This window comes from Kitasatospora putterlickiae, from assembly GCF_039527695.1.
Lineage (GTDB): Bacteria > Actinomycetota > Actinomycetes > Streptomycetales > Streptomycetaceae > Kitasatospora > Kitasatospora putterlickiae.
Genome location: NZ_BAAAKJ010000523.1, coordinates 1 through 12,060 on the forward strand (window position 1 = coordinate 1; position 12,060 = coordinate 12,060).

General features: G+C 75.1%; 9 protein-coding genes and 1 pseudogene. 3 read left to right on the forward strand and 7 right to left on the reverse strand.

All coding sequences use genetic code 11. The features are described 5' to 3' along the window. From ABD308_RS38605 to ABD308_RS38630, 6 genes and pseudogenes are all read right to left on the reverse strand, one after another. Positions 1 to 423, reverse strand: a pseudogene (locus tag ABD308_RS38605) (SUKH-4 family immunity protein); the annotation flags it as partial. Positions 424 to 513: 90 nt separating this feature from the next. Continuing rightward, positions 514 to 1,515 carry an SMI1/KNR4 family protein gene (locus ABD308_RS38610; protein ID WP_344345662.1) on the reverse strand — a complete coding sequence of 334 codons (1,002 nt, stop codon included), beginning with the start codon at positions 1,513 to 1,515 and terminating at the stop codon, positions 514 to 516. 166 nt (positions 1,516 to 1,681) lie between these two features. Then, on the reverse strand, positions 1,682 to 2,797 hold the full coding sequence (locus tag ABD308_RS38615; RefSeq protein ID WP_344345663.1) for a DegT/DnrJ/EryC1/StrS family aminotransferase: 1,116 nt from the start codon (positions 2,795 to 2,797) through the stop codon (positions 1,682 to 1,684). An 84-nt stretch (positions 2,798 to 2,881) separates the two neighbouring features. Next, positions 2,882 to 4,030 (reverse strand): DegT/DnrJ/EryC1/StrS family aminotransferase, encoded by a 1,149-nt coding sequence (locus tag ABD308_RS38620; RefSeq protein ID WP_344345665.1) that lies wholly within the window; start codon positions 4,028 to 4,030, stop codon positions 2,882 to 2,884. A gap of 53 nt (positions 4,031 to 4,083) precedes the next feature. Then, the gene (locus ABD308_RS38625) at positions 4,084 to 5,064 is read right to left on the reverse strand and encodes an NAD-dependent epimerase/dehydratase family protein (RefSeq protein ID WP_344345667.1); all 981 of its coding nucleotides are present in this window, start codon (positions 5,062 to 5,064) and stop codon (positions 4,084 to 4,086) included. Further along, positions 5,061 to 6,224: a Gfo/Idh/MocA family protein gene (locus tag ABD308_RS38630; protein WP_344345669.1), complete on the reverse strand. Its 1,164-nt coding sequence runs from the start codon at positions 6,222 to 6,224 to the stop codon at positions 5,061 to 5,063. The genes ABD308_RS38625 and ABD308_RS38630 overlap by 4 nt, the downstream gene beginning before the upstream one ends. 390 nt (positions 6,225 to 6,614) lie before the next feature. Between ABD308_RS38630 and ABD308_RS38635 the strand changes: the two genes are divergently transcribed. Beyond that, positions 6,615 to 7,079, forward strand: coding sequence for a YwqJ-related putative deaminase (locus tag ABD308_RS38635; protein WP_344345671.1), 465 nt, complete (start codon positions 6,615 to 6,617; stop codon positions 7,077 to 7,079). Positions 7,080 to 7,201: 122 nt separating this feature from the next. After that, complete coding sequence (locus ABD308_RS38640) at positions 7,202 to 7,693, forward strand: SUKH-3 domain-containing protein (protein WP_344345678.1); 492 nt, start codon at positions 7,202 to 7,204, stop codon at positions 7,691 to 7,693. Between the two features lie 10 nt (positions 7,694 to 7,703). On the opposite strand, the gene ABD308_RS38645 is transcribed toward ABD308_RS38640, so the two are convergent. Then, positions 7,704 to 8,975: a sensor histidine kinase gene (locus ABD308_RS38645; protein ID WP_344345673.1), complete on the reverse strand. Its 1,272-nt coding sequence runs from the start codon at positions 8,973 to 8,975 to the stop codon at positions 7,704 to 7,706. Positions 8,976 to 9,249: 274 nt separating this feature from the next. Here ABD308_RS38645 and ppc point away from each other — a divergent pair, with 274 nt between their 5' ends. Continuing rightward, positions 9,250 to 12,048 (forward strand): phosphoenolpyruvate carboxylase, encoded by a 2,799-nt coding sequence (ppc, locus tag ABD308_RS38650; protein WP_344345675.1) that lies wholly within the window; start codon positions 9,250 to 9,252, stop codon positions 12,046 to 12,048. Positions 12,049 to 12,060: the final 12 nt, after the last annotated feature.

Sequence of the window (12,060 nt, forward strand, 5' to 3'; positions counted from 1 at the left end):
CGGCCCCGGCCCCGACCCCGACCCCGACCCCGTACCCGTCCCCAGCCGCTCCGCCTCCGCGGCCAGCGCCGCCTCGCCGGCCTCCTGCAGCCACTGCGGCGGGCTGAGCAGGAAGGAGGTCGCCTCGACCGGCCCCGGCGCGGGCCGCGCCGCACCGGCCGGATTGGCCGCGACCGGCCGCCCGTAGGCCTCCTCGTACTGCCTGACCACCTCGTTGACGGGCAGCGCGGGCCAGAGCGTGCTCGCGCCGGAGTCCCGGGCGATCACCAGCCGGGCCTCCCCCTCGGCGTCGCCGGCGGGCTGCACCGCCCAGCAGACGAAGCCCAGGTCGAACTCCCGGACCCGCACCTCGCGCTGCCGCTCCCGCGGCACCCCGCCGTTGATCCACTCCTCGGCGAGCTCCTGCGCCTGCGCGTACGTCACCACGCCCGGTTCACCCCTGTCCCCATCGTCCCCGCTCGTTCCACGCCCTCGGCAACCACCGCGACCACCGCGACCACCGCGGACGCCACGTCAGCCCACCGGGACGGCGCGGGCGAAGCCGCCGTCCACCATCAGCCCGGCGACCGTCTCCAGCTCCGCCGGGCTTCCCGCCAGCCGCAGCAGGAAGGCGTCGAAGTCCTCCCCGCAGGGCAGCAGCAGCCGCTCGACCCGGTCCTCGGCGGCCTCGGGCGCCCCGGAGTCGCGGGCGTCGTCGTAGAGGCAGAACCAGACCGACCCGGTCCGCTCGCCGCGCACCTTGAGCGCCACGATGCCGCCCTGGGCGTAGCCGATGCCCAGGTAGTCCTTGGTGAGGTGGTCGCGCAGGCACTTGTTGGCGTAGACGACGTCCTCGGTGCCGTACTCCTCGGTGAGCGTCAGGAACGGCTGGTCGAGCAGCATCCCGAGCTCCTGGTCGAGCGCCACCCCGACCGGGGCGCGGCCGCCGCCGAGCTTGAGGAAGGTCCGGTAGGCGCCGGGCAGCCGGTAGCCCAGCCGCTCCTCTGCGCGCTGCACGAGGTCCTCGGAGACGCCGATCGGGTCACCGCCGTCCTTGGCGAGCGAGAAGTGCACCGGCCGCTTCTCCTGCAGCGGCCGGGTGCCGCGGCGCCCGTGGTCGGCGGAGGAGGTGGCCAGGCCGCCGTGGTGCCGCAGCAGCGCCTTGACCTCGACCGGGACCAGTTCCATCCGCCGCCAGCCGGGCGCGGCGCGGCCGACCGCGTGGTGCCAGGTCCAGCCGGGCGGGGTGGCGACGGCGGTCTCCAGATCGGCCCAGAGCGGGTGGCCCTGGGTGAACAGCGCGACGTTGGCCGAGACGTAGTCGGTCAGCCGCAGCTCGTCGACGCCGAAGCCGGCCGGCGGGTCGGCGACCTCGGCCGCCGCGGCGGCGTAGGGACCGAAGTCCGGGTAGCCGTGCTCGTCCACCCGGACCCCGGCGGGGTGCCGCTCCGCGCGGACCGGGTCCGGGAACTGCACCACCTGACCTGCGTACGCCGCGTTCGGTGCGGCGGCGACGCCGGGCCGACCTGTCGTCATCTGGGAGCCCCCACTGGCTGCTGCATGTTCTCGGTGCGCTTGTCGGCAACAAGCGTAGGGGGTGCGCCCCCGGCCCGGTCCCCCGGCCGCCGCGCCGGTGCGTGACCAGTGGGCGGCGGGTGCGCGGCGGGTGCGCGGCCGGCGGGTGGCCGGTGCGTGCGGCGGCTCAGGCCGCCAGGGCCTTGGCCAGCGCCTCCACCACCCGCTCCTGCTGCGCGCCGGTGATCTGCGGGTACAGCGGCAGCGTCAGCAGCTCCCCCGCGGCCCGCTCGGCGACCGGGAACGCGCCTTCGCCGTGCCCGAGGTGCCGGAACGCCGGCTGCAGGTGGACCGGCACCGGGTAGTGCACGCCGGCGCCGATCCCGGCCGCGTTCAGCGCGGCGAGCAGGGCGTCCCGCCGCTCGCGGCCCGCGCGGACCCGGACCGCGTAGAGGTGCCAGACGTGCTCGTTGCCGGGCGCGGTGCGTGGGGTGCCGATCCCGTCCAGCCCGGCCAGCAGCCGGTCGTAGCGGGCGGCGGCGGCCCGCCGGGCCTCGTTCCAGGCGGGCAGCCGGCGCAGCTTGGCGCGGAGCACGACGGCCTGCAGCGCGTCCATCCGGGAGTTGAAGCCGAACCGCTCGTGCACGTACTTGCGCGCCGAGCCGTGGTCGCCGATCAGCCGCACGGCGGCCGCCAGGTCGTCGTCGTCGGTGACGACGGCGCCCGCGTCGCCGTACGCGCCGAGGTTCTTGCCGGGGTAGAAGCTGGTGGCGGAGATCCGGCCGTACCGGGCCCGGCCGTGCTGGCGGGCGCCCTGGGACTGCGCGGCGTCCTCCACCACCGGGCGCCCGTCGGCCAGGTCGAGCAGCGCCGCCATCGGGGCCAGCTGGCCGCACAGGTGGACCGGCAGCAGCGCGACGGCGTCCGCGAGCACCTCGGCGACCCGGGCCGGGTCGATCAGGAGGTGGTCGGGGTCGGCGTCGACCAGCACCGGGCGCAGACCGGCCCGCTGGACGGCCTCGGCGGTGGCGACGAAGGTGTTGGCGGGCAGCACCACCCCGCCGCCGGGCGGCAGGCCGAGGGCGCGCAGGGCCAGTTCCAGGGCGTCGGTGCCGTTGGCCGCGCCGACGCAGTGGCGGGCGTCGGAGAAGGCCGCGTACTCCTCCTCGAAGCCGGTCACCTCCGGCCCCTTGACGTAGCCGCCGCCGGCGAGCACCCGGTCGAAGCCGGCCCTGACCTCCGCCTCGATCTCGGCGTGCGCGGCCGCGAGGTCGACGAGCGGGACGGGCTGGTCGGTGGTCATCCTGTGGTCTCCCCTGGGCCGGTCGGTGGGCATGGCGAGCGGACGAACGGGTTTCGCGGTTTCGCGGTGACGACCGGCCGAGGATCAGCCGAGCGCGGCCCGCAGGGCGGCCACCACCCGGTCCTGCTGCGGCTCGGTCAGCGCGTGGAACAGCGGCAGGATCAGCGAGCGCCGGGTGAGCAGTTCGGTGGCGGGCAGCGGCACCCGGGCGGTCCCCTTGTACGGGGCCTCCAGGTGGGCGGCCATGATGCCGCGCCGGGCCGAGACGCCGGCCCCGGCGAGCCGGGTCAGCAGTTCGGCGCGATCGGGGGCGCCGTCCGGCGGCAGCACCCAGCAGGACTGGTAGTTGGTGGTGCCGTGCTCCGGGTCGTCGACCATCCGCAGGCCGGTGCCGGCCAGCAGTTCCCGGTAGCGGGCGGCGAGTTCGCGCCGCCGGGCGACCATCGCGGGCAGCTTCCGCAGCTGCACCAGGCCGACGGCGGCCTGGATGTCGGTCATCCGGTGGTTGAAGCCGATCTCGTCGTACGTCTCCAGCAGGTTCGCGCCGCCCGCCGACGCGTGCCGGTCGGCCGCCGAGACGCTCATCCCGTGCTCGCGCAACCGCCGTAGCCGGGCGGCGAGTTCGCCGTCCCGACAGGTGACCATGCCGCCCTCGCCGGTGGTCAGCAGCTTGCGCGGGTGGAAGGAGTACGCGGCGAGGTCGGCGCCCGCGCCGGCCGGCCGGCCCCGGTACACCGAGCCGGCCCCGCAGGCGGCGTCCTCGACGACGGTGACGCCGCGCGGGGCGACGGTGGCCCGGACGCCGTCCAGGTCGACCGGCACCCCGCCCTGGTCGACCGCGATCACCGCCCTGGTCCGCGCGGTGAGCAGCGGCTCGACGGTGGCGGCGGTGAGGTTGCCGGTGGCCGGGTCGACGTCCGCGAAGACCGGCACCGCGCCGACGTAGGTGACGGCGTTGGCGGTGGCGATGAAGGAGAGCGAGGGGACCACCACCTCGTCGCCCGGCCCGACGCCCGCGCCGATCAGCGCCAGGTGCAGCGCGGTGGTGCAGGAGGAGACCGCGACGGCGTGCTCGACGCCGAGGTGCCCGGCGAAGGCCCGCTCGAACGCGGCGACCCGGGGGCCCTGGGCCACCCAGCCGGAGCGGACCGCCTCGGCGGCGGCCTCGGCCTCCTCCTCACCGAGCCAGGGCACCATGACCGGGATGTCGGACGGGACGGTGGTGCTGGACACAGGCGCGCTCCGAACGTGGCTCAGCGGTGGTCGGGGACGGGGAGGCGGCGGGGCTACTGCTCGCGCCACCAGGCGACCAGCCGGCGCAGGCCCTCGTCGAGGCCCAGCTCGGGCTTCCACCCGAGGTCGCGCTCGGCGGCGGCGATGTCCGCGAGCCGCCGGACCACGCCGCCGGCGGTGCCCCGGGCCGGGCCGTGCTCGACGTCCAGGTCGGCGCGGTCCATCGCGGCGAGCAGCGCGTCCGCCAGGCCGCGCAGCGAGACCTCGCTCGCGCTGGCGATGTTGTAGACGCGGTCGGTGACGGGCGCGGCGGCGGCCAGCAGGTTGGCCCGGGCGATGTCCTCGGTGTAGACGAAGTCCATCGTCTGGGCACCGTCACCGAAGATCAGCGGTGGCTGCCCGGCGGCTATCCGCTCCATCCAGCGGATGAACACCTCGGTGTACCGGCCGTGCACGTCCATCCGGGGCCCGTACACGTTGAAGTAGCGCAGCGCGACGTAGTCCAGGCCGGCCATGGCGTGGAAGGAGCGCAGCAGGCCCTCGTTGAAGACCTTGGCCGCCCCGTACAGGGTGTCGTTGTTGTACGGGTGGTGGTTCTCGGGCGTCGGGAAGACCTCGGCGAGGCCGTAGACGGAGGCGGTGGAGGAGGCGACCACCTTGCCGACGCCGACCTCGGCGGCGGCCTCGACCACGTCGAAGGTGCCGTCCACCATGACCTCCAGCGCCAGCCGGGGCTCGCCGGCGCACTGGGTGATGCGGATCGCGGCCAGGTGGAACAGCAGGTCGGTGCCCGGTTCGAGCAGCCGGCGCAGCAGCGCGCGGTCGCGGATGTCGCCGTCCACCACCCGCAGCCGCCCGGGGGCGGCGATCTCCTGGGCGTAGCCGAGGTTGGCCATCCGGCCGCGGACGAAGTTGTCGAGCACGACCACCTCGCGGGCGCCGGCCTCGATGAGCTGGTCGACCACGGTGGAGCCGATGGTGCCGGCCCCACCGGTGACCAGGCAGCGGGAGCCCTCGATCTGTACAGCGTTCACCGCGTGGCGGCCCTTTCCTGAGCTTCGGACAGTGCGGAGTCGAGGCCGATGCCCACCGGGACGGTGGCACCGCCGAGTTCGAGGCTGAGCGAGGCCGCCTCCAGCAGCTGGAGCACCCGCAGGCCGGCCCGGCCGTCGGTGAGCGGGGCGCGGCCCTCGGTGATGGCGGCGGCGAACTCGGCCATCACGTTGCGCAGCGCCTCCTGCTCGACCAGGGCGGGGGCGACCATCGAGCCGACCCGGTAGGAGATCAGCGCCCGGTGGCGGATCGCGTCGGTCAGCTCGTCGGGCGGGGTGAGGTCCACTCCGCGGTCGTGCACCGCGAGCCGGGCCTGCGGGTTGAGGTCGTCCCAGACCAGGGTGCGCCGCGAGCCGCCGATCATCGTGGTGCGGACCTTGGTCGGCGAGAGCCAGTTGACGTGGCAGTGCGCCAGCGCGCCGTTGCTCAGCCGGACGGTCAGGTACGCGACGCAGGCCCGGCCGGCGCCGATCGGGTCGGCCGCCTGGGCGGAGACGCCGACGGGTTCGACGCCCGGCGGCAGCACGAAGTCCAGGATCGACAGGTCGTGCGGGGCGAGGTCCCAGAGCACGTCGACGTCCGGCTGGACCAGCCCGAGGTTGATCCGCACCGAGTCGAAGAACTGGACGTCGCCGATCTCCCCGCCGTGCACCAGTTCGCGGATCCGGCGCACCACCGGGGTGTAGCAGAAGGTGTGGTCGCACATCAGCACCAGCCCGCGCTCCTCGGCGAGCGCCACCAGTTCGGCGGCCTCCGCGGCGGAGGTGGTGATCGGCTTCTCCACCAGGACGTGCTTGCCGGCCTCCAGCGCGGCCCGGACCAGCCGGTGGTGCGCGGCGGCCGGGGTGGCCACCGCGACCGCGGTGACCCGTTCGTCGGCCAGCACCTCCTCGAAGGAGGTGGTGGCGCGGACGGTGCTGTACTCGCCGAGCACCCGGCGGGACTTCGCCTCGTCCAGGTCGCAGAGCCAGTGCAGGCGCAGCGCCGGTGTCTGCTGCGCGTTGCGGACCAGGTTCGGGCCCCAGTAGCCGGCCCCGACCACCGCGATCCCGATCCGGTGCGCGGGCGCGGGCGGTGGCGGTGTGCCCGGTGTGGGCACGTGCTCGCCCGGTGCCTCGTTGGCGGTTTCCGTCTCCGTCATCGCAAGACCCCCCTTGCTAGGCGTCAGGGCCCCCCGGCCCCGGCGGCCCCAACGGCCGTGGCGAGCAGCGGCGTTGTCGTTTCCCCGGATTCCCCCACCGGACCGGTCGACCCCTTGGCTCGCTGCTGGAACGCTACCGGCCACCGCGGCCGCCCGGGGGCGGATTCGGGAAACCCGGGGACGAGTCGTGATGATGCCGTGCGGATCCGGCCAATGTTGCGTGCCCGTCCGCAGGGCGACCGCACCCGCCGACCCCCGGATGTGCGGTTGTCAGTGTCGTTTGACAGGCTGGCCCCTGACAGCCGTGCCACACCGGGCCGGGCGGAAGGGCCGGGCGGGAGGCGGGACGGACGGACGGACGACGAGCGGGACGACGAGGAGGGCGGCGCCATGACCACCGGGGAACCGGCCGGACCGCCGGTGCTGCGCCACCACCGCGACAGCCTGCTGCCCGCCGTCGCCGCCGCGCTGTCGCTGAAGGGCGGCGAGGTGCACACCCTGGCCGGCGACAAGTCGGACCGCGACCCCGTGCTGCACCCGCTGGTCGGCGACTTCCTCGCGGCGCTGCCGCCGGAGCACCGCGAGCGCTTCACCGGCCGCTGCCCGGAGGCGGCGCTGCTCTCCCGCTACCTGACCACGGTGGACGGCCGGCGCTCCAAGCGCGCCGCCCGCAAGCCGATGAGCCTGCACGAGGCGCGCAAGGCGCTCAAGGGCGCGCGGCTGACCACCGTGCGGATCCGCGAGGAACACGATCCCGCGCACGGCACCCACGCGCCGCCGTGCCGGTCCTGCGCGCCGCTGCTGGAGCACTTCACCGTCCAGAGCGTCATGGTCGGCCCGCCCGCCGCCGGCTGACCGGTCCGCCGGGCGGCCGCCCCCGCGCGGCGCACCGCCCGTCCCCCGTCCCCGAGCCACCGGAGCCCGTCCTGAACCCGCCCGCCCCCTCTCCGACCCCGACCGCGTCCGGCGGTCCCGCGCTGCGGACCCGCCCGCGCTTCCCGGCCGACGTCGCCGCCGAGCTCAAGGCGGCCGGCTGGCACCCCGGACGCTGGCAGATCCGGCAGGCCGAGGAGTGGGCCGACGCCCTGGTCGGGTACGGCAGCCCGGCCGGCGTCCAGCACGCGGTGTTCCCGGCCGCGGTGGAGGCCTGGGCCGAGTTCGGCGGCCTCGCCTTCGACCTGGCCGGGCCCGGCCGGCAGCTGGCCCGCACGCCGTTCCTGATCGACCCGCTGTGCGGGCTGCACCAGCCGCGCACCCTGGCCGACCTGGGCCGCGCCCTGGGCACCCGGATCGCCTCGCTGGGCGAGGAGGCGTACGGGCAGGCGCTGCTGGCGATCGACGAGGAGGGCCGGGTCTTCAGCCTGGACCACACCGGCGAGTGGTTCCTCGGCCACGGCGTCGACCAGGCGATCACGGCGCTGGTCCTGGGCACCGTCCCGGAACGGCTGCGCACCGCCGACGGCGGCTGAGCGACGGACCCTAGGCCAGCCGGTCCTGGCGGACCGCCAGCCGGGACGGCAGCACCGCCTCGACCCGGAACCCGCCGTCCCGCTCCGGCCCCGCCGAGAAGGTGCCGCCGAGCGCGACCACCCGCTCGCGCATCCCGACCAGCCCGTTGCCGCCGCTGGGCAGCGCGGCGGCGGCCCGCTCGCCGCCGGGGCAGGCGTTCACCACGCCGACCCGCACACCGTTCGGCGCGTAGGCGAGCAGCACCGACACCTGCGCGCCGCCGGCGTGCTTGTGCGCGTTGGTCAGCCCCTCCTGCACCACCCGGTACGCGGTCCGCTCGGCCTCGCCGGTGAACTCCTGCCGGCTGCCGCTGACGGTCAGGGTGACGGCCATCCCGGCCGCCCGGGACTGGTCGACCAGCCGCGGCAGCCCGGCCAGCGAGTCCGGCTCCGGCGCGCGCTCGTCGGACATCCGCAGCACGCCGAGGATCTCCCGCAGCTCGTTCAGCGCCTGCCGGCCGACCTCGCCCATCAGCTTGGCGCTCTGCGCCGCCTTCTCCGGGTCCTTGGCCGCGATCCGCTCCAGCGCCCCGGCGTGCACCACCATCAGCGAGACCCGGTGCGCCACCACGTCGTGCATCTCCCGGGCGATCCGGGTGCGCTCCTCCAGCCTGGCCCGGCGGGCGCGCTCGCGGGCCTGCTCGGCCAGCAGGTCCAGTTCGGCCTCCAGGCCGTGCGCGCGGTCCTGGAGCGAATCGATCAGCCGCCGCCGGGCCCCGACGTACAGACCGGTCACCACCGGCGCCGCGGTCGCGCCGGCCGCCACCAGCAGCGACAGCACCAGCTGGCCCCAGAACGGCGGCTGGTCGACGGGCGCGTCACCGGGGTTGAGCATCGACATCAGGATCACCCCGGCCGTCTCGGCGTAGGCGAGCGCGGAGAGCGCCACCACCCGCCGGCGGCGCGAGGGCCACTCCCAGGTCTCGGCCAGCGTGTACAGCGCCACCAGCAGCAGCACCATGCTGGGCACGGCCGGCATCGCGAGCAGCGCGACCACCACCGGGACGGCCGGCCAGCGCCGGCGCACCACCAGGGTGGCGCCGGCCAGCGCGGCGAACATCCCGACCACGATCTGGGCCGTCGCGCCGAGGTGGACCCGGCCGCCGATGTAGGCGATCGAGCTGGCCGCGCACTCCAGTGCGGCCAGGGCGGCGAGCCCGGCGTCCAGGAGGGCGCTGCGCCGCCGCGGCCACCACAAGATCGACGACCGGTCCCGCTCGCGCTCCCCAGGCGACTTGCTCATGCCCCACAGACTACGGCGCGCCCCCGGCCCGGCCCCACCGGGTCGCGCCGGAAATCCGCGCCGCCGCCCCCCGCCCCTCAAAGTGGTCCAGACCACATACGGTCCCGGGGCATGCCTGTCCGCCATCCGGCCACTTCGCGGACAGCGCCCCGGCCGACACCTATGCTGGTCGCGTCGGACAGCGCGGTCCGCACGCGTCACACCCGCCACACGCGCGGCGGCCCTGTGACGATGAGCCGTTGCCGAACACCCCACCACCCCGAGGGAGCCAGCCGTGACCGCTCCGGTCCCCAGCCAGGCGGACAACCCGACCCCCGTGGTCGCCGACAACGCCGCATTGCGCGCGGACATCCGTCGCCTCGGCGACCTGCTCGGCGAGACGCTGGTCCGCCAGGAAGGCCCCCAGCTGCTGGGCCTGGTCGAACAGGTCCGACTGCTCAGCCGTACCAACGGCGAGGCCACCGCCGAACTGCTCTCCGACATCGACCTGGAGACGGCCGCCAAGCTGGTGCGCGCCTTCTCCACCTACTTCCACCTCGCCAACGTCACCGAGCAGGTGCACCGCGGCCGCGAGTTCGCCACCCGCCGCGCCCGCGAGGGCTCGCTGCTCGCGCAGACCGCCGACCAGCTGGCCGACGCCGACCCCAAGCACCTCCGCGACACCCTGGCCCACCTCGCCGTCCGCCCGGTCTTCACCGCGCACCCGACCGAGGCGGCCCGCCGCAGCGTCCTCAACAAGCTCCGCCGGATCGGCGAGCTGCTCGACCGCATCCACCGCGAGGAGATCGCCGCCGGCCTCTCCCAGGCCGACCCCGCGCGGACCTCCTCCGCCCGCCGCCAGGCCGACCGCCGCCTCGCCGAGGTCATCGACCTGCTCTGGCAGACCGACGAGCTGCGCATCGCCCGCCCGGAGCCCACCGACGAGGCCCGCAACGCCGTCTACTACCTCGACGAGCTCTACCGCGACGCCGTCCCGCAGGTCCTGGAGGAGCTGCACGAGGAGCTCGCCCGGGTCGGCCTGGAGCTGCCCGAGGGCGTGCGCCCGCTCACCTTCGGCACCTGGATCGGCGGCGACCGCGACGGCAACCCCAACGTCACCCCGCAGGTCACCTGGGACGTCCTCAACCTCCAGCACGAGTACGGCATCAAGGACGCCCTCGCCGCCATCGACGACCTGCGCAGCACCCTCTCCACCTCGGAGCGGCTGGCCGGCGCCTCCGTCGAGCTGCTCGCCTCGCTCAACACCGACCTCCACCTGCTCCCCGAGCTGAGCCCGCGCTACAAGCGGATGAACGCCGAGGAGCCGTACCGCCTCAAGGCCACCTGCATCCGGCTCAAGCTGGAGAACACCCGCGAGCGCCTGGCCGGCGGCACCCCGCACGTCGAGGGCCGCGACTACCTCGGCACCCGCGAGCTCATCGCCGACCTGCGGATGATCCAGGACTCGCTGCGCGCCCACCGCGGCGAGCTGATCGCCGACGGCCGGCTCGCCCGCGCCATCCGCACCGTCGAGGCCTTCGGCCTGCAGCTCGCCACCATGGACGTGCGCGAGCACGCCGAGGCCCACCACCACGCGCTCGGCCAGCTCTTCGACCGGCTCGGCGAGGAGGCCTGGCGCTACGCCGACATGCCCCGCGAGTACCGCCAGCGGCTGCTCGCCAAGGAGCTGCGCTCGCGCCGCCCGCTCGCCCCCACCCCGGCCCCGCTGGACGCCGCCGGCGCCAAGACCCTCGGCGTCTTCACCACCATCCGCGAGGGCTTCGAGCGGTTCGGCGACGAGATCGTCGAGTCGTACATCATCTCGATGTGCCAGGGCGCCGACGACGTCTTCGCCGCCACCGTGCTGGCCCGCGAGGCCGGCCTGATCGACCTGCACGCCGGGATCGCCAAGATCGGCATCGTGCCGCTGCTGGAGACCACCGACGAGCTCCAGCAGGCCGACCGGATCCTCGACGAGATGCTCTCCGACCCCTCCTACCGGCTGCTCGTCTCGCTGCGCGGCGACGTCCAGGAGGTCATGCTCGGCTACTCCGACTCCTCGAAGTTCGGCGGCATCACCACCTCCCAGTGGGAGATCCACCGCGCCCAGCGCCGGCTGCGCGACGTCGCCCACCGCTACGGCATCCGGCTGCGGCTCTTCCACGGCCGCGGCGGCACCGTCGGCCGCGGCGGCGGCCCCTCGCACGAGGCCATCCTGGCCCAGCCGTGGGGCACCCTGGAGGGCGAGATCAAGGTCACCGAGCAGGGCGAGGTCATCTCCGACAAGTACCTGCTGCCCTCGCTGGCCCGGGAGAACCTCGAACTGACCCTCTCCGCCACGCTGGCCGCCTCCGCGCTGCACACCTCCCCGCGCCAGGCCCCCGAGGAGCTGGCCCGCTGGGACGCCGCCATGGACCGGGTCTCCGAGGCCGCGCACACCTCCTACCGGGCCCTGGTCGAGCAGGACGACCTGCCGAAGTACTTCTTCGCCGCCACCCCGGTCGACCAGCTCGCCTCGCTGCACCTGGGCTCCCGCCCGTCCCGCCGCCCCGACTCCGGCGCCGGCCTGGACGGCCTGCGGGCCATCCCGTGGGTGTTCGGCTGGACCCAGTCCCGCCAGATCGTCCCCGGCTGGTACGGCGTCGGCGCCGGCCTGGCCGCCGCCCGCGAGGCGGGCCTGGGCGACGTGCTCACCGAGATGTACGGCCAGTGGCACTTCTTCCGCAACTTCCTGTCCAACGTCGCCATGACGCTGGCCAAGACCGACCTGCGGATCGCCCGCCACTACGTCGAGCAGCTGGTGCCCGCCGAGCTGCACCACGTCTTCGACCAGATCCAGGCCGAGCACGACCTCACCCTGCGCGAGGTGCTCCGGCTCACCGGGGAGAACGAGCTGCTGGAGCACAACCCGGTGCTCAAGCAGACCTTCGCGGTCCGCGACGCCTACCTCGACCCGATCTCCTACCTGCAGGTCGCGCTGCTGCGCCGGCAGCGCGAGGAGGTCGCCACCGGCCGCCACGAGGACCCGCTGCGGGCCCGCGCGCTGCTGCTGACCGTCAACGGCGTCGCGGCCGGCCTGCGCAACACCGGCTGACCCGCCCCGGGA